Consider the following 23,379-nt stretch of genomic DNA (forward strand, 5'->3'; position numbering starts at 1 on the left):
TCATAAAAAATTATTCTCTTGGTAAGTGAATATTGATGAATATGTCAGTATCATTTAATTGACTGGAAACTACGTTCAGAAATTTCATTCCATTTTCCGAAATACTATGTTGAAATTTTATATCAATTATTTTTTCTCAAAGTTGTCTCCATAATCTTTAAAATACTGCTTATCTTCAATATACACTAAGTAATTATTAATTTTTTCTTGTAGTACGTCTAGATGCATGTCTTCATATTCCCAATCTAGATAGTCTATTATTAACAACTTTAGATTTTTACCTTCTACTCCAATTGCTTCTATCTGATCCACATCTATAACTGCCATATTTTCTCCTATCCTATATATGGCTATTGCAATAATCTACAATGTACTCATATATATTTTTTTCTTCATTAATAAATCTTCCATATTCGTGTTTTGCTATTAGATTTTTTGCAATACTTTTAGCTTCTTTATACTTTCCTGTATTTATTAATAATAACATATCAACAAGGTTATAATCATAAAGTTGATTTTTATCCGAAGATTTAGAGAAAGAAAGGAAATCTTCAAAACCTTCAAAAGACTCTACAGTCTGCTCCAAATATTCATAGCATTTACCTATTAATTCATTAGCAACATCTCCTAGACTTTCTACATCACCATATTTTACATCATTGTAAAAAGCCTCAAATCCGTCAACTTTGTATGCAGCGTTTGCTCGTAATCCAATAGGTTCATTACTATTAGATTCCATATTAAAAACTTCCCAAAAAATATCATCTGTTATATATGGCTTCACATACCCTCTAATTCTAACAATATCATTTTCCACACCAGTCGCACCAATATGCATATATATAAAATATTGTCCTATTTTCTTATAATAAATTCCACCTCTTGATTTTAGTTTATATTTTTTCAATTCTTTTTTTATCGAGGCACTAATCTTCTTATCTAAATCTTTTCTTTTAAGTTTCATATTATATCACTCCCTTATGTTGGGTCTAACGATTTTAACAGCAGTCCCAGGCGGAATCTCGACTCCATTAATAAATATTCCCTTCTCCTACAATAACTCCTCCACTTTCAAGTAATTCCACAAATCCATCTCTTTTATTTGAAGTTAGTGGAGCTGTAGCAGAAGATTTATATTCTTCTATTAACAATGCTCCTGTTTTTTATCATATCCAATTGCATCTACTCTAATTTTTGTTCCGTCCTTAGTTACAATTGTTATCTGTTCTTGAACATCAGTAGCCACTTTCTTAAATTCATTTATTGCTTCTATTTCAAAATCTCTTCCTTGATTCCGTAGTTTCGCCCACTTATCAGAAGCTTCTTTCCAATCTAATCGGTCACGAACACTTTTACCAGATTTAGTCTTTCTTTTTACATAATCTTGATACTTAGATTCTAATACATCATCAAAAAATTCCCCATTTGAATCAAGTCCAGCGACCTTATTACCAGTATTATCTACTCTTTTACTAGCAAGAGAAGCCTCTACACCCTTAATCTTATCATCTATAATCTTATTACTTTCTGTATGATGCTTATTCACCCAGCTTCGTTTAGACGTTATTAAACCTTAATCGTCACTTTTAAAACTTTTCGATTTGACTTTCATATCATCTATGCTTTTCGCTATTTTTTGCCAAGCTTATCCCCTTATGAATTCTGGATTTTTCCATACTTAGTAAATTTGCAATAGCATAGGTAGTAGTTTGTTGAACCTCTCTGTTAAATAACCGTTCTATTCTAAAATTAAAAGGGGTATCTCATAAGCAGGTGAAACCCGCCACTTATAAGATACCCCTTTAATTTTAACGCTCTATTAATCATGTAATTTACTTAAGAACTCTGTGAACGTATTAGCAACAAAAAATACATTTTCTCTTGCGATTTTCTCTGCTTCTTCTGCCGTAATCCCTTCACTTTCCATCAGCGCTTCCTTTTCCCATGCATCTTCATGTTCCCAAAAAACAACAATTGGATTTTCTTCATGATTTTTATAATCAAAGCAAATTAAATTTCCTGCTGGATCAATTCCAAAAGGAATTACATCTCTAGGTAAGGTAGCACGGTAGTTATTATAATCTCTTACAATATAATCACTACTCTCCTCATCAAAAGAAAGTAATGCACCAAAAACTCTTTCTATTCCTTCAACATCAAAACAATATGGTATTACATTAGCACCATGATTTACCTTTGCACACTCGATATAATCTTTTGGAAACTCAACTCCCAGTGATTGACCTATTTTCTCCATAAATTCTTCCGTAACCGAATCATCCGCATACTTCCATTCTAAATTCTTCATCTAATTCCGCCTCCCCATAATCTATTTCCACCTAAATGATTCACACTATGAACTTCTTTTATTACTAATTGCATTTTCCCCGGTATTTGATGATGATGCCATATTAATCCATCTATTCTAGGCAAACCATCATTTATTTGAGCTAACTGCTTTTTAGTGAATAATTCTTTTGAGATTTCGCCTTTCTCAATTGCTTCTTTTACCAATTTAGTACATTCCCTAAATTGATCTGTATCTTTCATAACATAGAAATCTTTCTCTAACTTTAAAGAAAACTTAACATCATCCCCTTTAAATATTGGGAATCCTAAAATATCAAAATCTACTCCTTTTTTCACATGTGTTCCTTCTGCTAAAGGCTTATTTAATATATTATTTTTCGTTTTAGTATTCAAATATGTTTCTGTTAGTTCTACAACTTCTTTAAACTCTTCAACACTATCATACCCAAATTCTTTGATAGTAGTATCATCTACTTGTTTTAAGAAATCTTCAACACTATCATATCCCTTAGGCACAATTGATCTATTAATCAAATTTCCATCTCGTCATTATTTTTAATTACTTCGTCAATTTCAGATCTATGAACAGCGTTACCCGTACCCTTAACCCCACCACTCTCCAAATTCGAGATCCTACTCTGAATACTCGCCTTTGAGGCATCATGGGCTTCTTGGAATTTCCCGCTATAGTTCGTTCCAGATCTAACGACACTTCCATCTGGCAGTATTTCTACACCTTTAACGAATGGGGTTACGGAGTCCACACCTTTTGCTAATGTATTTTCAATTATATAATATTCCCGACTTAATCTATCTAATAATCCTTAAAAATAATCTATATTGATTTTCACTAATTTAGTAATCTCTAATATCTCTACGAAAAAAGCACTCGCTACCAATAATAGGTTTTCGAGTGCTCAAATGTATATACTTCCCATCATATTTAAATCATTTTTAAGATTTGTTCCTTCACATTTTCGTCAAACTTGGCTCCTTCTACCTGTGCTCCCTTCCAAACTACATTGTCTAGTTTAGCACCGGTAAAATTCGCATCCGTGAAATTCCCATTTAAAAGGTTCGCTCCTGTTAAATCCGCGTTTGTAAAATCTGTATTTCTAGCATCTACTTCTGATAAATTAGCATCTTCTAAATATGCTTTTTCAAAGTTACCTTCTGTAAGATTCGCGTTGCTGAAATCCGTTCCCGTACAGTCGGCCTGTTTTGCATCTATTTTGTATAAATTTGCTCGTCGAAAAGTAGCATGATTTAATATCGTTCCAACTAATTCTCCATATGAAAAATCAACTTCATCAAAACATGTTTCAAAACAACTACTTATATTTACCTTTGCATATTTCATATTGGCTTTAGAGAAATTAGCTTCACCAAATCTACAATCTGCAATATGTATTTCCTCTAAATTACAGCTCCTGAAATCAGCAAACTCAAAATCACAATCAAAAAAAGATGCTCTCATTAGTGAAGAAGCTCTTAAATGGACTTGTTTTGCCATGATACCCTCTGCCATCACCTCTGACAAATCTGAAAAAGTAAGATCTAAATCACTCATATCTAGTCCATCTATAACCTCATCATTGTATTGAGATCTATTTAATATTTCCATGACTCTTATTCTATCATTACCATTCTCATTCATTATTACGATCTCCTTTCATTTAGCTTTTCAGATAGTCCTTCCAAGCAATATTTGGAGAATAAGTTACACCCATTTGATCTTCATCAAAACTTGGTATAGCCATTACTTGTGCTGGTTCCAAATACTTCATTACTTGTAGCCAATTATCAAGTAATGTATCACTATCACTCCCTAATGGATTATTTAAAATATCAATACAAAGCCCACCCCAATCTAGCTCAGATACCACAGCTGGACTATTTTGTAATAATTCCTTATCAAACATTTCTAAAATATGACCACTAAAGTATGTTCTAGCGCCTATCCCTAAGGGACCGTTAGGAAGAAACCTAACCGGTATTGGCTGGGAAGATATTTCCATCCACATCTGTAAACGTTCACGGTCGGTATTCCACGGATATGATAAAGGCCAAAAAATTTGAGTTACTCCGTAACTTGGTTTCGCAGCTTCTGCGATTTGATCAGATAACTCAAAAAAAGCAGACCATAATTTTTTAGGTATTGATTTATGAAACTCAAACTCTAAAAATGAACGATGGCTCCAGTTAACTTGAAAACGTCCTGTGTAGTTCACAGATTTATCACGATACAGGTAAACTTCTGATACTATACGCTCTGAAACTACTTTTTCCAGAATTTCCTGACGGTTATATTCTACCCGTACCGTTTCACAGTTGCCCCAATGAGTAGGAGCAAATTTTTCATTTGACTCAAACACATCCAAAAGACGACCTAATAATTCTTCTTCGTTAAAAGATACTGTAGGATACATTGTAATTGTGAAAAAATCTGGTTTCATGTATATCCCCCTTAATATTAAAAAATATAGTCACATAATAATTTTTATTCACAGCTTTTTCCACCTACCTCCACCAGGTAAACGTGTATTGTTCTCCCATTTATGAGTCACTTTACCGCTATTTGGATCAGTGTAGTAAACATCACTATCCTTACCCAAAGGCCCACTTGGTCTTGGATGAGGAGGAATCCCATTCAAATCGGGTTTATCGCTTGATATTGTCACAATATGACTTCCATTTTTATCTTCGAGCATCTCTCTTTCAGCTCGCATTTGACTGTCATTATGAATAACGTGTTCTTTGTCACTTATTTTGTGTTTGTGATCATGAACTAAATCGATTTCATCCTTAGCATTACGACCTATACTATCTGGACGCGTAAGATGCCCTTCACTGGATGTATACGTAACAACCTTGCCGGAGTTATTGTCCTCTAATGTACGATTTAGGTGTTCTCCCAAAGCTTTTCTTCCTTTTATTTCTTCTTCTCTTCCACGCTCTTGACTTTTCCTTAAATTTTCACGCTTAACATCCCACTCTTTACGTTCTAAAGGCTCTTTTGTTTCTTCACAATGACGATTATACCTAATGTTATCTGCTTCCTTGTAATCCCCCCGTGCTTTGGCTTCATCTATTTTTATTCGATAGTATTTTTCTCTTTCCGGGGTTAGTTTAATTTTGTTTGGGTTTGCGTTACTACCAGTACCCTTAACCCCACCACTCTCCAAATTCGAGATTCTACTCTGAATACTCGCCTTTGAGGTATCATGGGCTCCTTGGAATTTCCCGCTATAGTTCGTTCCAGTTCTAGCGACACTTCCATCTGGCAGTATTTCTGCACCTTTAACGAATGGAGTTACAGAGTCCACACCTTTTGCTAATGTATTTTCAATTATATAATACTAATAGTTTCTGTTAGCTTTAATTCATAAAAATAACTTTTATAAATTTATAGTATACCTTTCAATTAAAAAAGCACTTGTTGCCTTTAGTCGGCAATCAAGTACTTTAAGTTAATATGTTTTTAATTATGGATAATTTTATAATTTTTGTAGTGCAGTTTGACACCTTTTATATATTGTGACAACTACTACGTTAAAACTTACGAGTTTGTACGAGTTCGTTAGTTTAATATACATTCCATGTGTTTATATTCATCGCCATGTAAAATGTCATATCGCCTAAGCTCGTACTTCGTTTTCTATTCTATCATTGCACATATTACTCTATGATGGTACAACCATCATGGAGTATATATTTTCAAACACCCTATTATTTTTTCTATCCATTTCACATAAACTTTATTTTTCATTCATCATTATATTTTTTAATCGTGTAATTTACTTAAAAAATCAGTAAATGTATCTGCAATATAAAATACATTTTCTCTTGCCAGTTCTTCTACTTGTGCTTCTGTTAAACCTTCTTGACGCATTAACATTTCTTTTTCGCCAGCATTCTCATGCTCCCAAAATACCACAACAGGGTTATTTTTGTCATTTTTATAGTCAAAACATATTAAATTTCCTGCTGGGTCAAAAGCAAAAGGAACTAACTCTTTAGGTATAGTAGGGGCATAAGTACGATATACTTTAACAATATATTCGCTACTATCCGTATCATAAGAGAGCAATGTCCCAAACACTCTTGTTACTCCATCCACCTCAAACTTATATGGTAATACCGCTGAACCATTATTAGTAGTAGCACACTCTACATAATCACTTGGAAATATAAAATCCATCTGCTTACCCACTTCATATATATATTCTGCTGAAACCGGCTCATCTGGTACTGGCCATGTTAAATCTTTTCTCATCTAATTCCGCCTCCCCATAATTTATTACCACCTAAATGATTTACACTGTGCTTTGCTGAAACAACTAATTGCATTTTTCCAGGCACCTGATGATGATGCCATGTTAAATCTACAATTCGTGGCAATTCCAACTCTATCATTTTTAATTGCTTAGGTGTAAAAATATCTCTCGGTATCTCTCCTTTGTTTATGGCTGCCTTCAATTGCCTTGTACACTCTTCAAATTGTGCATCATCCTTAGCTATAAATAAACTTTCATCTAACTTATGAGTAAACTTAACATCCTCACCTTTAAAAATCGGAAAACCTAAAACATCGTAATCTATACCTTTCATATGTGTGCCACCTGCTAGCCCTTTATTAATTATATTATGTTTTGGTGAAGCATTTAAATGAGCATCAACATACCCTACTACCGCTTTAAATTCCTCAACACTATCATATCCAAACTCTTTAATAGTAGTATCATCTACTTTTGTTAAAAAGTCTTCAACACTATCATAACCTTTAGGCACAATTGACCTATTAACCAAATTCCCGTCTATATCGTAGTCGTTTTTAATTACTTCGTCAATTTCTGATCTATGAACAGTGTTACCCGTACCCTTAACCCCTCCACTACCCTTAGCAAGTTGATAAGCGTCATCCTTAGCTACCGTACTTGCCTTTGAAAACTTTCCAGCTACTTCTCCAACAGTTGAAAATTCTATATAAGGAAGCTTCATTCCTATTCCAGTATCCACCGTCCTAACTGCTACTGGAATAGGAGTATTTTTCACAGTATCTAGTGCATTCTTTAAAGTCTTATTTTCCTTAAGCGATTGTACCACATTATTTCTACGCTAAAACACAAAAAAGCACTTGTTGCCTCAAATAGACAATCAAGTGCTTTAAGTTCATATGTTTTTAAGTAGCATAAATTTGTAAGATTTATAAGATCTGTAAGTTTTGTATTAACAGTACGACACCTTTTACATGCCATGACAACTACTACGTTAAAACTTACGAGTTTGTACAAGTTCGTTAGTTTAATGTACATTCCATGTGTTTATATTCACCGCCATATAAAATGTCATTTCGCCTAAGCTCGTACTTCGTTTTCTATTCTATCATTGCACACAGTACTCCATGATGGTACAACCATCATGGAGTATCTATTTTCAAACACCCTATTATTTTTTCTATCCACTTCACATAAACTTTATTTTTCATTCATCATTATATTTTTTAATCGTGTAATTTACTTAAAAAATCAGTAAATGTATCTGCAATGTAAAATACATTTTCTCTTGCACGTTCTTCCACTTGTTCTTCTGTTAATCCTTCTTCTCGCATCAACATTTCTTTTTCACCAGCATTTTCATGTTCCCAAAATACCACAACAGGGTTATTTTTGTCATTTTTATAGTCAAAACATATTAAATTTCCCGCTGGGTCAAAAGCAAAAGGAACTAATTCTGCCGGTAGTGTATCCTTGTAATCATCAAATACTTCTATAATATTTTCATCATCATCCATATCGTAACTTAATAACGTTCCAAAAACCTTTCTTTTCCCTTCAACTTCAAACACCTCTGGACTAACATGCGCTCCATTATTCTTCATCACACATTCTATATAATCTAAAGGAAAATTAATGTTCAATTCCTGTTCAACATTCTTTACATCTTCTCGTATAATAGGTTCATCTGGTGATCTCCATTGTACCTTACTCATCTGATTCCATCCCCCCATAATGCATTTCCACCTAAATGGTTAACTTTATGCGTTTTAGACACTACTAACTGCATTTTACCAGGTACTTGATGATGATGCCAAGTCAATCCTTTTATTCTAGCTTCCTCATTATAAATATCCCGGAGCTGTTTCTCTGTAAAGATTTCCTTTGGTATATCTCCCTTCTCTATTGCTTCTTTTAATGCCTTTGTACAGAACTTAAACTGTTTATCATCAGATGCTATAAACATCCCTTTATCCAACTTTGTTTGAAACTTAACAGCATCTCCTTTAAAAATAGGAAATCCTAGTACATCGTAGTCTACACCTTTCACATGTGTACCTCCCGCTAATGATTTATTTAAAATATTATTTTTAGGTGAGGCATTCAAATATTCATCAACATAACCTACCACTTCTTTAAACTCTTCAACACTATCATACCCAAATTCTTTGATGGTAGTATTATCTACTTGTTTTAAGAAATCTTCAACACTATCATATCCCTTAGGAACAATTGATCTATTAATCAAGTTCCCGTCTTTATCGTAATTATTTTTAATTACTTCGTCAATTTCAGATCTATGAACAGCGTTACCCGTACCCTTAACCCCACCACTCTCCAAATTCGAGATCTTACTCTGAATACTCGCCTTTGAGGCATCATGGGCTTCTTGGAATTTCCCGCTATAATTCGTTCCAGATCTAACGACACTTCCATCTGGCATGATTTCTACACCTTTAGCGAATGGGGTTACGGAGTCCACACCTTTTGCCACTAGACCTTTAATGAAGTAGTCCGCATCATTAATCTTATCTACGGTTTTCCAACCTTGTATTTTTAAATTTTTTAATAGATTATTTTCCTTAAGCGATTGTACCACATTTTTACCCAAATTTGGATTAAAACCAGGCATTCCTTCTTTGAATTTTAATAATTTGGCTAAATCAGCTAATTCACTCGTCCCTTTGAATGCTTTTACTCCTTTTCCTACCGCTCCAACAACTGGGATTGCATCTAATCCGCCAAAAATGATGTTTCCTACCCGCTCTTCTTGGCTCAATTTCCGGTGTGTTCCCCAGTCTTCTCCGTCGATACCGCTTTTTATTTGTACACCTCCGTATACTACTGCGGCAGCGGCCCCGAGTGGTGGACAAAGGATTGTTGTGATGATGATTCCTACGCCTATTCCTATGTCTCGCACCATTTCTAGTTTTTTCTGTTCATCTTCTATCGATTTGTATTCAAATCCTCGTGTGGATGGGACTACTTTCTTGTATTCTTCATAATTTAATTTTGCATCTGGATTTTGTTTTTTTAGTTCTTTGTACTCCCCTCTCAGTACGTTATCAAATGCAGGTGAATCTCTAAAAATATCTTCTACTGTTATTTTATCTTTCTTCTTCTGTATTGTTTGTGGTACACTTCCGTAGCCTGCATGCGCACCTGGTAATACTGTCGTTGTTGTAGAGCCAATTCGGTTATTTGTTTCGAAACTGAGAATAGATGTATCTCTCATTTTTTGAGCGAATTTATCCATTTCTACTAAAAAAGGTTTATCTATATGTTCAGAGACTATTCGCCCTACTTCTCCGCAATATTTTTGTAATGTCGTATAACTATCAAGTAATTCACTGATTTTTTGCGATTGATCTTTAGGATTAAAATGTATACTACCATCCGAGTCTAAATCTCGTATTCTTCCATCAATTCTTTTTAATGACTCATTTGCTTCCCGTAATTTCATGAGTGCATCTTTTGTAATTCGATTCATACCATCTCCCATGTTTTGCCATGGTTCAGGTCTATATTTCACATCCATCTCGTTTTCATCCCCCAGCCGTATGGTGATTTCTACAACTTATTTAATATTTCACGTAATTGTTCGTCCTTTTCAAGCATTTCTACACATACATTTCCTACAACTTTCGCCGACCTCAAATAGTGTTCAGACAATTCAAGTGTTTTGTGTAATATATCAGGATATTTTTCAATTACTCTCATCGCTTCACCTTTTTGATAAAAATCACAGCTTAATAAACTCTCAATATTCGTTCCAATGACGTCTACATGGATTTTATATATATTTTCTAATTTCATTACTATATCAAGTAGTTCTTGAAAATTAACTAATACTTCTTCTCCACCACCAGAACCACCATCTCCCATTGATACTTGCATTATTCAATACCTCCTAACGAAAATTGTCTCGGGTCAATTAATTTTTTATACGGCATTTTTAACACGTCATACAATTTCTTATTTACAGCATAGAGACTCACCCAGTCATATCGATTACGTTCTACATCAATTTGAACGAAATCTTCTCCTTCAGTGAAATATAAGAAACATTCCCATTTTCCTCCTCTATTACTCCGAGGCCTCGTATACGTTTCTATCGCTATAACATCTTTATTTGATAAATCTTTTTCCTCAAATGTTTGTTGTTCTTCTTCTGTCATTCTCTTTGAGAAAAATGTATCTTCTATTTCCCTCGGTTCTCTCAATAAGAAAGGGATGCGTGTTAATAATGAAAAATATACGTCTGGCTTTGGTATGTAGTCGATCTCGTATTTTTTATTTGGCTCTATTTCCGTTAATACAGCCACTCGATCTTTATCCTCTTTTAAAAAGCCAATTAATACATTATTCATTCTCGTGTATTCATGACAATTTTCATATTCCTTTAATAGTTCAATTATTTGAAAAGCTGCAGGGGTAATTCCATTTTCACTTGTAAGTAGGCCTTTTTCTTTTAAACTCGTAGTTGCTTTCGTGACACATTCTGCATCAAGTAAAATAATTGCGTCACGGTTTGGCAATCCAAATATATCGGTAACCCCAGCTGCACCTGCGAGAACATATAATTCAGCAGGTGCAAAACTCATTTCTTTCCCCATTCTTTTATCCCTCGTTTCTCCATCACAGTTGTTTTATCGCCCTTACTTCCGATTTATCTCCGTACGTTTGAATGCTTTTATCTAACTCTTTCAAAGCTTTCGTATGTCCTTCAAATGCCTCTACCATTTCTGAATTATATTGAATGATCAAATCAAGATAACTTAAAAATGCATCTCTCGTTTTTCCATTCCATTTCGCACCTGTGACATATGCTTTTAAGTCTTTCGCTTGGTTTAAAGAATCCTTCATACCATTTTCAATGTTTTGTGCGTAAGAAATGGCACTTGCAGTGTTACTTCCTATAATTTCAACCTCTTTACCACTCATGTTGGTTCCCTCCATTCTTTGTATGCTTAATGGATAAAGTTTTCAAATTCCTTTTTCTTTTCTTCAAAAGCCTTGGTCGCTGCGGCGTATGCTGACGCTTTCTCCGATTCTGCTTTCGCTTTATATTCCAAATACTTTGCATAAGCTGTACTTTTTGCAGATCCAATATCGCTTAATGCACTTTTAAAATAGGATAATACTGTATTTAAGTCTTCATCCTTTTCATGACGTTTTTGTTCAAATTCAACTGCCGGAATTTTATTAGCTTCTAAGCCATTACTTTTACTCTCATAATCTCTCTTCGCTGATTCAACCTCTTGAATGAATTGCTTTAACTCTCTTTCTTTATCTTTTAAATAATCATGTAAATCATCATACCGATCTCGTTTCCTCGCACTTTCTGTAAAACCAGACGCATTTAAAAAAGCATTGTACAATTCATCTAACATCTTTCTCCCCCTTTAGCACAATAACTATGTAGTTAAATCCGTATATTTAAACATGAATATTCATTACATTAAGAATTAACAAATAATTATTTTTACATATTGCTATTTTATCAAAGGGATTTTAACATTTCCATATTTTATGAATAGCTTTCGCATTTTTCTTCAATAAAGTGAAACTTTAATCAATATGACTATGTATTTATGTGCAGAAATAATAAAAAACACTGCCAGGCGCAGTGTTTTTTATTACTACCTTTTATCCAATTCATTCGTATTAAATCCTTGCTTGAGAGAGTAAGACCAGTTCTTTCTTATTTCATCAACAACTATTTCTGGATAATCCCAATGAAGCGTACGAGTAGGCTCCCGGATTCGTTATACTATTCCTTAGGATGTTTTATTTTTATATTCATTCCAATATTTTGGCTCAGTCGCGCTTAAAAGAACGATAGAAAAAGGATCTGATATGAATATCAGATCCTTAACTTTAATTTCTTAATACATACATCTTTTTACACGATAACTGGTTCATACGTGCTCAAATTATCATACTCAGTTTTTACAATACTAGGCGGAAGGTTAACACATCCTCAGATTCACCTTTTCCTGTAGCAGTGCATAATGTTTAATAAAATTAAAGCATATTTTTACTTACCAGACTTAATTTTTTCGTTATATTCCTCTAAAGTTAACCCTTTTTCTTTTAGATAAACAGCAACTTCTTTTCCTACATAACGATAGTGCCATGGCTCATACTTAATGCCAGTAATATTCTCTTTATCTTTTGGATAGCGGAGAGTAAATCCATATTCTGCAGCATTCTTATCTAACCATTTGAATGCATCGGTAGTTTCAAATTTTGCATTTAAATCTTCTACAGTATTCTGCCATTCAACTGAAATAATGTCTAACGCTAATCCAGTATGATGTTCACTTGCACCAGGATACTGAAGATATTCCAATGCCTTAGCACTAGCCTCTTTATCCGACAAGCCTTGAGATTTATAGCTTTTAACTGAAGCATCATAATACGTTTGTTGTAATTTTATAGCTCGATAACCTGATCTTAAATAAAGATTGATTCCCTCTTTTTTTGCAGCTGCTACCATACCCTGATAGGAAGTTGCAATTCTACTATCTATTTTCATATTTGGCTTCGCATTTTGGGTGATACTTGTTAATTCAATTCCTAGTTCCTTTGATAACATATGCTCTCTATTTACAAGGATAATTCTCCAATCATTAACATCAGAGATAGGTAAAACATCTTTTTTCTTCGCATGTATTTCATTTTTATTTTTATCGTTATTATTAGTAGTTGCCTGAGATGTTTGCTTTCCACTACAAGCAGCAAGACTCCATCCCATTGCTAATACCAATGCTAAAATTATAAATTTTTTAATTGTATCTCATTCCCTTTTTGTTTATTAGTCTTTATACCAATTTCCCAACACGTCTCTAGGAATCTCCTTGAAATCCTTCAAAGAAACGGGGCCGACAAATTTTTTAATTCCATGTTTTTTAGAATTTTCATCCGAATAATCTTTTAAAAATTGAATTTTAAATTGTTTCTTACCATCAGCATAGTCGGTTACTGTCGGTACGATTGCCGCTTGTCGTATACCAAAAGTTTTATCTTCATACTTAACAAATTGTACATAAGATAATCCTCCAACTAATGTTTCTAATTTTTCTTGCGCAGAAATAAGATTTCCAAGAGAATAATAGATTAGCGTTTCATGTCCATCTTTATTTTGTTTCCACTCAATTGGTTGAATTACATGTGGATGATTTCCAATTACTACATCTACACCTAAATCTGTTAAATATTGAGCAACTTCTTTTTGTTGCTTTGAAGGTGTTGAGGTATATTCTACTCCCCAATGCACCATAACAATCACCATATCAGAGCTACTCTTTGCCTTTTCCACATCATTTTGTATCGCTTTTTTATCAATTAAATTTAAAGCCCAAGACTTATCAGCTGGAATTTTAATTCCATTCGTACCATATGTATAATTGAGTAACGCAAAACGAATACCATTTTTTGTAATCGTTTTTATTTCATTACGCTCGTTTTGACTCTCATTAATACCTACCGGGATAACATCCGGATATTTCTTCCAGTATTCTCTTGTATTCGCAACACCTTTAATACCCATATCCATAGCGTGATTTGTCGCTTGCGTCACTATATTGAATCCAGTATCCACTAAAGATTGGCCTACTTCTTCAGGTGTATTGAAAGTCGGATATCCCTGTACTTTTAAATTATTTCCGGCAATCGGAGTCTCCTGGTTCACGATAGCAAGATCACTTGATTTAACAGCTTTTTTGATATTTTCATAAATATAATTATAATCATATGAACCGTCTTTTTGTTTGCCATCTTTAATTACTGCGTCATGATATAAATTATCACCCGTTGCTATTAAATTCACAACCGATTGTACTTTTTTATCTTCCGTAAAATTAGGAGACTGTTGGATAGGACTTTTATCTACCCAATTTGGTGCTTTTAATGATGTATCTATATTGGATTCAGCCGGTGGTAATGAAGCTTTAGATGTCTTAACATCAGTATTACCACAAGCGGTTAAAAGCACTAAAAAAATAAGACATACTAAAAAAAACTTTTTACTTCTCTGTAAAGTATCTAACATGTGATCCTCTTTTCTGTTTTATTCCTTATAACTAGTTCTAACAAATCATTCTTTACAACAACGTATTTTGGTTTTACCCTTAATTATGGAAGGACACTCTGTTACACCTGCTTCGGAATATACTAATAATTATTTTCCGCTTTCTAGCAATCTATCGATTCCATCAGAAGTGATAGATTACTAGAAAAAGATGATCCATCAGGATGTCGACTAGTTTGATATACCTGTTCCAATTGCAGTAACTCGTTTAATATTTAAACAAGATAGAAGAATCGTTCATATAGCCTCTTCTCTCGCTTTATGTTTAAGGTGCCTCCCAAAAAAGGGATCGTTGCTGTACCCCATCGCCATCAAGCTAAGGAAAAGAAGATACCCCAAACCAAATAAAATAGGGGCATCTCCTTTTTATATATCTAACCTTATTTCTTTGTTCATACAACAGAACTTATATTTCTTTCCACTGTTACAAGCACAGATATCATATATGTCCATTGGACGTGTGCGTCCTTTCATCGCCTTTTTCAAATCTGTTAGATCTTCATTTAATTCTAAACTAATGATGTAATAAAAATCATATTCATCACAAATCGCTGCTATTTTTTCTGCTTGTGCTCTTGTTCTTACTTTTATCATAATCGGATGAGTTTCTGAACCTAATGGATACATAAGTTTCATCTCTTTTCTTTTTATCTTTATTTTATAAAATAAAGATAAAAAAATGGAGGGAAATTCATGAAAAAATCATCTCATTCTAAAGACTTCCGTTTACTTGCAAAGGAATTACAACAGGTGTTTTCATCAAACTTTTTAACACATTTAGCGAAAGAAACACAATTTGTGCAACGTACCAGTAAATTTAGAGCACAAGATTTAGCTGCTTTATGCATAGGAATGGGCCAAGATATTGCCAGTTATTCTCTGACACGGCTATGTGGTGTTTTAGAATCAGAAACAGGTGTCCTTATGAGTCCGGAAGGACTAAATGTTAGATTAAACGAAAAAGCAGTAGAATTTTTACGTTCTCTTTTCTCTCAACTTTTACAAAAACAATTATTGTCCACTATATCGCTACCTTCTTCTTTTTCAGCGTACTTTCGACGTATTCGTATTTTAGATGCCACTACATTTCAAGTTTCCGATCAACTCGCAGCTGTTTATCCTGGTTCAGGTGGAAGTGGGAAAGCTTCTGGGGTAAAAATACAACTAGAATATGATTTGTTAAGTGGTCAATTTTTACATGTCGCATTGGGGCCTGCGAAAGAAAATGATGTGAATTATGGAAAAATAGTTCAACCTACCGTGGATTTACAAGACCTCTGTATAAGGGATTTAGGGTATTTTAGTTTGGGAGATCTAGATGCGATTCAACAAAACGGGGCTTACTATCTATCTCGACTCAAAATGAATACCAAACTGTTTCAAAAAAATGAAGAGGTCCTTACTTTTAAAAATGGCGCAAGTAAGAAAAAATATCAATATACGATGATTGATTTAGAAGCAATTATGGAAAATCTACAACCAGGTGAATTGTATGAAATTCCTGTTGTCTATGTTGGACGTGATTATTTACTACCTGTAAGAGCTGTGATTTATAGGCTTACTCCAGATCAGGAGGCACAACGTAGAAAGGATCGAGCATATAAAGAAAAAAAGAAAAACATGACGTTTAGTGATAGAACAAAAAAATTACAAGGTATCAATGTATACATTACGAATATTCCATCGGAATTTGTTTCTAAAGAAGCTATCCATGAATTCTACTCTCTTCGTTGGCAAGTGGAAATTATCTTTAAAACATGGAAATCTATTTTTCGCATTCATTCCAATACAAATGTGAAGAAAGAACGATTAGAATGTCATATCTATGGAAAATTAATTGCTCTCTTACTTTCTTCTACTGTCATGTTCCAAATGAGACAAGTATTACTGGTGAAAAAACAAAAAGAATTAAGTGAATGGAAAGCGATGTATATGATTCATGATTACTTCCGCGTATTATATCGACAAATACAAGAACAATCCAAGCAATTAATAACAAGTTTTCTTCGTCTATTCCACCTACTTGAGAAAAATGGTCGAAAATCACATCGTTATCGGAAGAAAACAGTATTTGATATTTTAGGCATTGCATACGAGCAGCATATAGAACAATAAAATAAATACAATTTTAAAAATAGTAGCCCGCTAGGGTTATTTCCTCTGCACTTTTTTATAAAGATCCTTACTATTCCATAGTCGGAGAAGAATTCTTATGTATTTTTGTCAATTTAGTTTCCTTAGCTTGATGGCGATGTTGCTGTACCCCTTTACATAGTGCGAAATTTTTGCAACTAATTTCTTTCATTCAAGCGACAAACATTATACCGATAACAATAAGTAAGACCCAAGAACTTATTTTACCAATATACGAAAAAAGTAGCAATCTTTTGCCCCATATAAAGAAGCCAATTAGGAGAAATGAACGAGAGATTCATTCTATTCAATTCCTTCATTGATTAATAAAAAAACAAGCCACCCAACTATTGGATGGCTCTATACTATAAAGAGAATTTGTTATTGGATTACTTCAATTTCCCTTCAAAAACAATCTTCCTACCGCACGGCTCAACTACTGTTTTGCCGTCTTTCTTTACTTCATGAAAGATTGGCTCTTCCATACGACGAGACGGAGCGTAGCCTTCTTGTTCCATACGTGCTAAGCAGTCTGTAATTGTTTCATTTTCAAGTACTTCAAATTTCTTTTTATTAGGTTGTTTTGTCATGCCCTAACCTACTTTCTATTTTTCTTGATGCGAATTGATTTTTCATGTAGACCATATATAACATTGCGAGAATTCCCATTATAATCATAACCGCAATAAAAAAGCTTGTATACTGTATTTTTTCTATAAATACGCCGCCTAATACAGGTCCCATAATACTTCCTAAACTAAAAGCGATTCCGGATAATATATTACCTGCCGGTAGTAAGTGTCTCGGTAATAAGTCAGTCATAAATCCAAGCCCTAAAGAGAAGCACGATCCAATAACCATACCCGCTAAAAGCATGCAGGCAAAGACAATCCAGTAATATTGATCAAATACGGCGGCAAGTAGAAAAATGCCCGTACTTATGCTAAACGTCCAAGTTAATATACGGTCCCTTCCGTATTTATCACTTAATATACCGAGCGGAATTTGTGTAATAATACCCCCAACTGCAAATGCTGGTAACAAGAAGGATACATCTGAAACAGACCACCCTTTACGAAGTGCGTATACTGGTAAGTTACTGTTTAACATTGCTTCAAGTACGCCATATGCAAGTGGCCCCAGCAGTGCAATCCATCCTAATCCAACAACTTGTTTATAACGAGAAAATGATGATTCACTCTTCGCTTCTCTTTCATCTTGCGCTGGGAATGCATTTTTTGTTGGAAGTAGTAAAAGCCAACCTATTAGACAAAGTATAGTAGATATAATAAATGGTGTTGCAAGACCGTACTGCACAGTGCTTGCTAAATACGGACCAACGGCAAAACCAATTCCAAAGAATACACCGTATATCGATACTTGTCTCCCTATTTTACTTGGGTCTGATGTTGTCGTGATCCATGTTTGTGTTCCGACATGAAGCATATGATCTCCAACTCCAACTAGAAATCTAAGATAAACCATACCCAAAATGAAAATGTTTGTGTAAAAAAGAATAATGAAATAATAACGAGAAACCCACCTATAACAATAATCGGCTTCATTCCAAACCTTTGCATCGGTTTTTCAAGAAACGGCGAAATAACTAATATCCCAATGTACAATGCCGTCGCATGAATACCATTAATACTTGAACTAACCCCTTCTTGTTCAAAAATCATTGCAATGGCCGGTAAGAGCATTCCTTGTGACAAACCCGAGATTGCTACAATCCCAACCATAATCCAAAAAGTAAAACGCATTGACATCCTCTGTCCCTCTCCTTCTCATGCTTCCACTTTTCATTATAAACTGTTTCTTCAAATGCGTGTACGAATATTCGCAATAAAAAACAAGCTAAAAGAATGAACCTTTTAGCTTGTTATCTTATCCTTCCCAAACTTGCGCTTTCACATTGTAATGAAAGTGTTTAAAATATGGATTTTCATAAAATGAAGGTCCATATAAGTAATGTTGCATATGAGCTGTTAGTGGCTGCTGCATTTGTAAAGGAACTACAGCTGGTGAAACTTGCATATACATCGGATCTATCATTATTTTTGTATAGATATGATGATTATATGGCGAATAAGCGATTAAGGATGGTTTATGCATTGATAATCTCCCCTTATACATACAAATGTTATAGTATATGCAACACTTCTCATTTCGGGGATTATTTCTGTTCTAACCAATCCTCTACATGTTTTATAAATACATCTAAACAATCAATAAACGGCGAGTGTCCGCAATCTTCTAATACCTTCAACTCTGCATTTGGCAAATGTTTCGCTAATTCCTCACCGACTACTTGCGGTACGACATAATCTCTATCACCTTGTATGACGAGTGTTGGCGCTTTAATACGATGAATTTGTTTACTTCCCTCTACAACCCCATTATGTTCATCTGAAATATTAAATGTAATGAGCGCATAATTCACATCTACGAAATTACGTTGCGTTAACATATCATCTAAATACTTTTCATAACGATCCGGTTCAGGTTGATTATGTGTATATATTAATAGATTCCATACTGTACGGTAATATAGTTTGTTCATATTTTTTATCGCATCTAATACTGGAGCGATTTGTACTGGATCTTGCGCAATTTCTTCTTTCGTCTTTACTAAACTTGATACAATCGGCTGCCCATTCGTATCTTTTTTAAAGATTGGGTATCCTTTCATTCCTACTGATTCTACTAAAATTAACTTTTCTACAAAAGTTGGGTGATTCGCTGTAAATTGCATCGCAACGCCACCACCCATTGACCAGCCCATTAATGAAAATTTCTCTAGCTTTAACTCGTCAATAAATAATTTTACATCGTCTGCAAAGTCTTGTAATGAATCTATCGACTGATTATACGTTGATTGTCCAAACCCTCTTAAATCAAGAGCGTAAATATGGTATTGATCTTGCAACTTTTCAATAACTAAATCAAAGTGTTGTGACGATGTCATGTTCCCGTGAATGAGTACAAGAATATCTGTATTTCGCCTTCCAACTTCCTGATATGCAATCGTTTCTCCGTTCGATAGTGAAACAAACTCCATTGTTGCAGGCTTAATCATCACAAGTTCCCCCATTCTATTTAATAGAAAGAAAATTCTTTACTTAATTAAAGAATAGCACGTAGAATATACGTTCGCAACATAAAACCTATAAGAATTTTTTACATAAATCAACATGTCTATTACTAGACAATTATTATAAAAAAGTATATAGTTAGCTAGGTAACTAATTTGAAAGGATCAAAATACATGGACGAAAAACAACATTTTTTTCACATCGTCAGCCAGACTTCTCGAAAGTTTACGAAGAAATTTAATGAACGTGTATCTCCAACAGGGTTATTTAGTGCGCAATGGGCTGTTATTTTCCGCATTAATCAAACTGGTTCTTGTACGCAAACAGAATTGTGCCAGTATTTAAATGTTGAATCACCAACGATGACTCGTACGTTAACACGTATGGAAACGATGGGATGGATTATTCGTACAGAAGGTAAAGATCGCCGCGAGAAGCTCATTTCTTTATCCGAAACAGCGATAAAGATGATTCCAGTATGGCAAGAAGAAGTTGATACTTTCGAAGAAAAAACGCTAGAAGGTATTAATGAAGATGATTTACATCAAGCATTTCAAGTGTTACAACAAATTATTAAAAATTTAGATTAAATTGGAGGGATGACGATGCAAAGTGAGAAACTTTGGACGAAGGATTTCCTCGGAACTTGTTTTAGTAGTCTATTTCTTTTCTTAACATTTTACATGCTTATGACTACTCTGCCTGTCTATGTCATAGACGGCCTAAAAGGAAAACCTGAGGAAATTGGTTTAGTTGCAACTGTGTTTCTTATTTCTTCTGTTTTATGTAGACCATTCACAGGAAAATGGCTCGATGATTTAGGAAGAAAGAAAATATTATTTATTTCACTTTCATTATTTTTAGCCGCTACTGTTATGTATTTCGGTGCGCAAAGTTTATTCTTATTACTTGCCCTTCGCTTCTTGCACGGTATTGGGTTTGGGATGGCAACGACAGCTACTGGTACGATTGTAACTGATGTTGCGCCAGCTCATCGACGAGGCGAAGCGCTTGCATATTTCGGCGTATTTATGAGTCTGCCGATGGTAATTGGTCCTTTTTTAGGTTTAACAATTATTTCTCATTTTTCGTTTACTGTATTATTTATCGTTTGTTCCGTATTTTCATTACTTGCATTTTTATTAGGACTACTTGTAGATATTCCGCACGAAGCACCTGTTAGCAAACAAAAACGTGAAAAAATGAAATGGAAAGACTTAATCGAACCATCTTCTATTCCGATTGCACTTACAGGATTTGTTTTAGCCTTTTCTTATAGTGGTATTTTATCCTTTATTCCTATTTATGCGAAAGAACTCGGTTTAAGTGAAATTGCAAGTTACTTCTTTATTTTATACGCACTTGTTGTTGTCATTTCTCGTCCATTTACAGGAAAGATTTTTGATCGCTTCGGTGAAAATGTACTCGTTTACCCTGCTATCATTATTTTCACAATCGGAATGTTCATATTAAGCCAAGCACAAACTTCATTTTGGTTCCTTGGCGCAGGTATGCTAATCGGTTTAGGTTACGGAACATTAATTCCGAGTTTCCAAACGATTGCGATTTCTGCCGCTCCAAACCATAGACGTGGTTCTGCGACAGCTACGTATTTCTCATTCTTTGATAGTGGTATTGGTTTTGGTTCTTTCATTTTAGGTATTGTCGCAGCGAAATCCAGTTATCATAATATGTATTTTATCGCAGCTATTATCGTTGCGTTCACTTTACTTTTATATTATGGATTACACGGACGAAAACAAAAATTCAAGAAACAACCTACAGACGGAAAAATTTCCGCTTAACGTTAATAAGGAAAGTAAACTTCCCCGTTTACTTTCCTTATTTTGTATTTCTTTCAAGACGAGCGTATACTTATAGTAGAAATAAAAAGGAGGGCCATATATGAAACTAAAAAAATCTCCCCTACTCTTACTTATACTAACATTCATATTTGTAATTACAGGGCTTGGGTTTACTTACTTCAAACAAAATAAAACGACCCCATCAAAACATAATGTGACAAAAGAAAACTGGTTAAATGACCCTTACTTACGTTGGTCGTACACACACATGAAAGAATTCACTTTAGTTAATGACGTAAAAAACAATCCTGACCAAATTGCTCACTTCCCTTCCGCATTGCAAAACTTAGACGATTTTGCTGTGGAGCGTAGATTCGGAAATACAACTCCTCTAAAAAAACTTTTAGATGATAACAAAACAGATGCTTTTGTCGTTGTACATAATGGACAACTTGTTTACGAACGATATTTCAATGGGTATAAACAGAATGAACCTCATGGTATGGCATCATTAGCAAAAGTCTTTACCGGGGCAATTATACAATCTCTCGCTGAAGAGAATCGTATCGATTTAGAGAAAACAGCTGACACTTACATAAAAGAATTAAAAAACACACCGTTCGGTAATGCCACACTTCAGCAATTAATGGACATGCAAGTTTCAGCTGAATATCCTACTCATGGATATGAGCAACCTGGGCTAGAAAATCAAGATGCACAATTATATTTAGCTAGCAATATTTTACCCCGCGGCAAAAATTACGACGGTCCGATGAAAATTTATGATATGTTACGGGAAGCCGAAGAAACTGCACCGCCTGGTTCTTCCTTTTCTTACAATAACGGATCAACAGAAACGCTCGCTTGGATTATTAGAACTATTACTGGTAAATCACTGGCTGAAAATGTAAGCGAACGAATTTGGTCTCAAATTGATATGGAAGAAAACGCGTATTACGTTACAGATGAAACAAAAGTAGAACAAGCTAGTGCTGGATTAAATGCAACTGCTAGAGATATGGCGAAATTCGGGCAATTACTATTAAACAAAGGTGAATATAACGGAAAACACATTCTCCCTTCTTCTATTACAGAAAGTGTAAAAAATGTCCAAGAAGGTGAACTTGCAATTGGCCCTGGAGCTTCCATTTCTTATCATAATCAATGGTGGATTCCGCACAATGAACAAGGTGCTTTCGAAGTGTTAGGTAGTTACGGACAAACACTTTATATCGATCCAAAAACAAATATGGTGATCGTTCATTTCTCTTCTAACGCAACGCCAAGTAATGAAATACATTCGGTTTACTCAAATATGTATATTGATATTGCACATCATTTAGAAAAGCTTCCACAGTAGTGGAAGCTTTTTCATTACAGTACATTATTTACACTACTATACCAATTATCTTTTCGTTATTAGAAAAGATTGAAAAAACAATTACCTAAAATACACCTATCGAAAATTTTATAAGCAGTTTACAATTTTAATTGAGCGTTTAACTTATACATCCACATCTTTTGGAGAATGTATTAAAACACTTCCCTTACAAAGATTGTCTGTTCATATTGGTCGAAAATTTCTTCTATAGATGAAAATAAAGTTTCTTCCGGGATGATGAACTTTATTTTTTGACCATTTTGCAACAGTTGCTTTGAAGCCA

23 protein-coding genes and 4 pseudogenes are annotated in these 23,379 nt (G+C 34.2%); 4 read left to right on the forward strand and 23 right to left on the reverse strand.

Going from position 1 to position 23,379, the window contains the following annotated elements; all coding sequences use genetic code 11:
• Nucleotides 1–10 precede the first annotated feature (10 nt).
• The 19 genes and pseudogenes from V6946_RS16685 to V6946_RS16775 form a co-directional block, all read right to left on the reverse strand.
• A pseudogene (locus V6946_RS16685) lies at nt 11–327 on the reverse strand (DUF6572 domain-containing protein).
• A 13-nt stretch (nt 328–340) separates the two neighbouring features.
• A complete protein-coding gene (locus tag V6946_RS16690) occupies nt 341–964 on the reverse strand; it encodes a hypothetical protein (protein ID WP_000769506.1) in 624 nt (207 codons plus the stop codon).
• A 180-nt stretch (nt 965–1,144) separates the two neighbouring features.
• Nucleotides 1,145–1,546: a hypothetical protein gene (locus V6946_RS16695; RefSeq protein WP_006915134.1), complete on the reverse strand. Its 402-nt coding sequence runs from the start codon at nt 1,544–1,546 to the stop codon at nt 1,145–1,147.
• 273 nt (nt 1,547–1,819) lie between these two features.
• On the reverse strand, nt 1,820–2,308 hold the full coding sequence (locus tag V6946_RS16700) for an SMI1/KNR4 family protein (protein ID WP_000792752.1): 489 nt from the start codon (nt 2,306–2,308) through the stop codon (nt 1,820–1,822).
• Nucleotides 2,305–3,074, reverse strand: a pseudogene (locus V6946_RS16705) (HNH endonuclease). Before V6946_RS16705 ends, V6946_RS16700 begins: the two are co-directional and overlap by 4 nt.
• A gap of 179 nt (nt 3,075–3,253) precedes the next feature.
• Complete coding sequence (locus V6946_RS16710) at nt 3,254–3,967, reverse strand: pentapeptide repeat-containing protein (RefSeq protein ID WP_001004771.1); 714 nt, start codon at nt 3,965–3,967, stop codon at nt 3,254–3,256.
• A gap of 19 nt (nt 3,968–3,986) precedes the next feature.
• The gene (locus V6946_RS16715; protein WP_000801403.1) at nt 3,987–4,766 is read right to left on the reverse strand and encodes a hypothetical protein; all 780 of its coding nucleotides are present in this window, start codon (nt 4,764–4,766) and stop codon (nt 3,987–3,989) included.
• A 48-nt stretch (nt 4,767–4,814) separates the two neighbouring features.
• The gene (locus V6946_RS16720) at nt 4,815–5,636 is read right to left on the reverse strand and encodes a hypothetical protein (RefSeq protein WP_000378878.1); all 822 of its coding nucleotides are present in this window, start codon (nt 5,634–5,636) and stop codon (nt 4,815–4,817) included.
• 458 nt (nt 5,637–6,094) lie between these two features.
• Nucleotides 6,095–6,586 (reverse strand): SMI1/KNR4 family protein, encoded by a 492-nt coding sequence (locus tag V6946_RS16725; protein ID WP_001224283.1) that lies wholly within the window; start codon nt 6,584–6,586, stop codon nt 6,095–6,097.
• Nucleotides 6,583–7,419, reverse strand: a pseudogene (locus V6946_RS16730) (HNH endonuclease); the annotation flags it as partial. The gene V6946_RS16725 and the pseudogene V6946_RS16730, both read right to left, overlap by 4 nt.
• Before the next feature lie 394 nt (nt 7,420–7,813).
• Complete coding sequence (locus tag V6946_RS16735) at nt 7,814–8,302, reverse strand: SMI1/KNR4 family protein (protein ID WP_000049179.1); 489 nt, start codon at nt 8,300–8,302, stop codon at nt 7,814–7,816.
• The gene (locus V6946_RS16740) at nt 8,299–10,125 is read right to left on the reverse strand and encodes an HNH endonuclease (protein WP_366982112.1); all 1,827 of its coding nucleotides are present in this window, start codon (nt 10,123–10,125) and stop codon (nt 8,299–8,301) included. The genes V6946_RS16735 and V6946_RS16740 overlap by 4 nt, the downstream gene beginning before the upstream one ends.
• Nucleotides 10,126–10,157: 32 nt before the next feature.
• The gene (locus V6946_RS16745; protein ID WP_366982111.1) at nt 10,158–10,484 is read right to left on the reverse strand and encodes an MFS transporter; all 327 of its coding nucleotides are present in this window, start codon (nt 10,482–10,484) and stop codon (nt 10,158–10,160) included.
• The gene (locus V6946_RS16750) at nt 10,484–11,203 is read right to left on the reverse strand and encodes a DUF5081 family protein (RefSeq protein ID WP_048657060.1); all 720 of its coding nucleotides are present in this window, start codon (nt 11,201–11,203) and stop codon (nt 10,484–10,486) included. Before V6946_RS16750 ends, V6946_RS16745 begins: the two co-directional genes overlap by 1 nt.
• Nucleotides 11,204–11,225: 22 nt before the next feature.
• Nucleotides 11,226–11,531, reverse strand: coding sequence for a WXG100 family type VII secretion target (locus V6946_RS16755; RefSeq protein WP_000014535.1), 306 nt, complete (start codon nt 11,529–11,531; stop codon nt 11,226–11,228).
• Between the two features lie 26 nt (nt 11,532–11,557).
• Nucleotides 11,558–11,980, reverse strand: a complete 423-nt coding sequence (locus tag V6946_RS16760) for a hypothetical protein (protein ID WP_006920446.1) — start codon at nt 11,978–11,980, stop codon at nt 11,558–11,560.
• Nucleotides 11,981–12,627: 647 nt separating this feature from the next.
• On the reverse strand, nt 12,628–13,359 hold the full coding sequence (locus V6946_RS16765; RefSeq protein ID WP_366982110.1) for a M15 family metallopeptidase: 732 nt from the start codon (nt 13,357–13,359) through the stop codon (nt 12,628–12,630).
• Between the two features lie 48 nt (nt 13,360–13,407).
• Nucleotides 13,408–14,643 carry a CapA family protein gene (locus V6946_RS16770; RefSeq protein ID WP_000887602.1) on the reverse strand — a complete coding sequence of 412 codons (1,236 nt, stop codon included), beginning with the start codon at nt 14,641–14,643 and terminating at the stop codon, nt 13,408–13,410.
• Between the two features lie 405 nt (nt 14,644–15,048).
• Nucleotides 15,049–15,309 (reverse strand): SEC-C metal-binding domain-containing protein, encoded by a 261-nt coding sequence (locus V6946_RS16775; protein ID WP_353052701.1) that lies wholly within the window; start codon nt 15,307–15,309, stop codon nt 15,049–15,051.
• A gap of 66 nt (nt 15,310–15,375) precedes the next feature.
• On the opposite strand from V6946_RS16775, the gene V6946_RS16780 reads away from it, so the two are divergent.
• Nucleotides 15,376–16,797: an IS4 family transposase gene (locus V6946_RS16780; protein WP_406622078.1), complete on the forward strand. Its 1,422-nt coding sequence runs from the start codon at nt 15,376–15,378 to the stop codon at nt 16,795–16,797.
• A 407-nt stretch (nt 16,798–17,204) separates the two neighbouring features.
• Here the strand turns inward: V6946_RS16780 and V6946_RS16785 are convergent, their stop codons facing one another.
• The 4 genes and pseudogenes from V6946_RS16785 to V6946_RS16800 form a co-directional block, all read right to left on the reverse strand.
• Nucleotides 17,205–17,405, reverse strand: a complete 201-nt coding sequence (locus V6946_RS16785; RefSeq protein ID WP_000166303.1) for an NETI motif-containing protein — start codon at nt 17,403–17,405, stop codon at nt 17,205–17,207.
• Nucleotides 17,389–18,584 (reverse strand): annotated as a pseudogene (locus V6946_RS16790) (MFS transporter). Before V6946_RS16790 ends, V6946_RS16785 begins: the two are co-directional and overlap by 17 nt.
• 118 nt (nt 18,585–18,702) lie before the next feature.
• The gene (locus V6946_RS16795; RefSeq protein WP_000549500.1) at nt 18,703–18,930 is read right to left on the reverse strand and encodes a hypothetical protein; all 228 of its coding nucleotides are present in this window, start codon (nt 18,928–18,930) and stop codon (nt 18,703–18,705) included.
• Between the two features lie 61 nt (nt 18,931–18,991).
• Nucleotides 18,992–19,894, reverse strand: coding sequence for an alpha/beta fold hydrolase (locus V6946_RS16800; RefSeq protein ID WP_006920435.1), 903 nt, complete (start codon nt 19,892–19,894; stop codon nt 18,992–18,994).
• A 189-nt stretch (nt 19,895–20,083) separates the two neighbouring features.
• Here V6946_RS16800 and V6946_RS16805 point away from each other — a divergent pair, with 189 nt between their 5' ends.
• From V6946_RS16805 to V6946_RS16815, 3 genes are all read left to right on the forward strand, one after another.
• Nucleotides 20,084–20,500 (forward strand): MarR family winged helix-turn-helix transcriptional regulator, encoded by a 417-nt coding sequence (locus V6946_RS16805; protein ID WP_000343680.1) that lies wholly within the window; start codon nt 20,084–20,086, stop codon nt 20,498–20,500.
• Nucleotides 20,501–20,515: 15 nt separating this feature from the next.
• Nucleotides 20,516–21,715, forward strand: a complete 1,200-nt coding sequence (locus tag V6946_RS16810) for an MFS transporter (protein WP_001190318.1) — start codon at nt 20,516–20,518, stop codon at nt 21,713–21,715.
• Between the two features lie 100 nt (nt 21,716–21,815).
• Nucleotides 21,816–23,075, forward strand: a complete 1,260-nt coding sequence (locus V6946_RS16815) for a serine hydrolase (protein ID WP_006922568.1) — start codon at nt 21,816–21,818, stop codon at nt 23,073–23,075.
• Nucleotides 23,076–23,379 lie beyond the last annotated feature (304 nt).

This window comes from Bacillus sp. PPSBB_2, assembly GCF_045291115.1.
Taxonomy (GTDB): Bacteria; Bacillota; Bacilli; order Bacillales; family Bacillaceae_G; genus Bacillus_A; species Bacillus_A cereus.

Excerpts from the sequence above, each read along its gene's own strand:
- V6946_RS16690 (WP_000769506.1), bottom strand. The coding sequence starts at position 964 with ATGAAACTTAAAAGAAAAGATTTAGATAAGAAGATTAGTGCCTCGATA.
- V6946_RS16700 (WP_000792752.1), bottom strand. The coding sequence starts at position 2,308 with ATGAAGAATTTAGAATGGAAGTATGCGGATGATTCGGTTACGGAAGAA.
- V6946_RS16710 (WP_001004771.1), bottom strand. The coding sequence starts at position 3,967 with ATGAATGAGAATGGTAATGATAGAATAAGAGTCATGGAAATATTAAAT.
- V6946_RS16715 (WP_000801403.1), bottom strand. The coding sequence starts at position 4,766 with ATGAAACCAGATTTTTTCACAATTACAATGTATCCTACAGTATCTTTT.
- V6946_RS16725 (WP_001224283.1), bottom strand. The coding sequence starts at position 6,586 with ATGAGAAAAGATTTAACATGGCCAGTACCAGATGAGCCGGTTTCAGCA.
- V6946_RS16735 (WP_000049179.1), bottom strand. The coding sequence starts at position 8,302 with ATGAGTAAGGTACAATGGAGATCACCAGATGAACCTATTATACGAGAA.
- V6946_RS16740 (WP_366982112.1), bottom strand. The coding sequence starts at position 10,125 with ATGGATGTGAAATATAGACCTGAACCATGGCAAAACATGGGAGATGGT.
- V6946_RS16745 (WP_366982111.1), bottom strand. The coding sequence starts at position 10,484 with ATGCAAGTATCAATGGGAGATGGTGGTTCTGGTGGTGGAGAAGAAGTA.
- V6946_RS16750 (WP_048657060.1), bottom strand. The coding sequence starts at position 11,203 with ATGGGGAAAGAAATGAGTTTTGCACCTGCTGAATTATATGTTCTCGCA.
- V6946_RS16755 (WP_000014535.1), bottom strand. The coding sequence starts at position 11,531 with ATGAGTGGTAAAGAGGTTGAAATTATAGGAAGTAACACTGCAAGTGCC.
- V6946_RS16760 (WP_006920446.1), bottom strand. The coding sequence starts at position 11,980 with ATGTTAGATGAATTGTACAATGCTTTTTTAAATGCGTCTGGTTTTACA.
- V6946_RS16770 (WP_000887602.1), bottom strand. The coding sequence starts at position 14,643 with ATGTTAGATACTTTACAGAGAAGTAAAAAGTTTTTTTTAGTATGTCTT.
- V6946_RS16775 (WP_353052701.1), bottom strand. The coding sequence starts at position 15,309 with ATGTATCCATTAGGTTCAGAAACTCATCCGATTATGATAAAAGTAAGA.
- V6946_RS16780 (WP_406622078.1), top strand. The coding sequence starts at position 15,376 with ATGAAAAAATCATCTCATTCTAAAGACTTCCGTTTACTTGCAAAGGAA.
- V6946_RS16785 (WP_000166303.1), bottom strand. The coding sequence starts at position 17,405 with ATGACAAAACAACCTAATAAAAAGAAATTTGAAGTACTTGAAAATGAA.
- V6946_RS16795 (WP_000549500.1), bottom strand. The coding sequence starts at position 18,930 with ATGCATAAACCATCCTTAATCGCTTATTCGCCATATAATCATCATATC.
- V6946_RS16800 (WP_006920435.1), bottom strand. The coding sequence starts at position 19,894 with ATGATTAAGCCTGCAACAATGGAGTTTGTTTCACTATCGAACGGAGAA.
- V6946_RS16805 (WP_000343680.1), top strand. The coding sequence starts at position 20,084 with ATGGACGAAAAACAACATTTTTTTCACATCGTCAGCCAGACTTCTCGA.
- V6946_RS16810 (WP_001190318.1), top strand. The coding sequence starts at position 20,516 with ATGCAAAGTGAGAAACTTTGGACGAAGGATTTCCTCGGAACTTGTTTT.
- V6946_RS16815 (WP_006922568.1), top strand. The coding sequence starts at position 21,816 with ATGAAACTAAAAAAATCTCCCCTACTCTTACTTATACTAACATTCATA.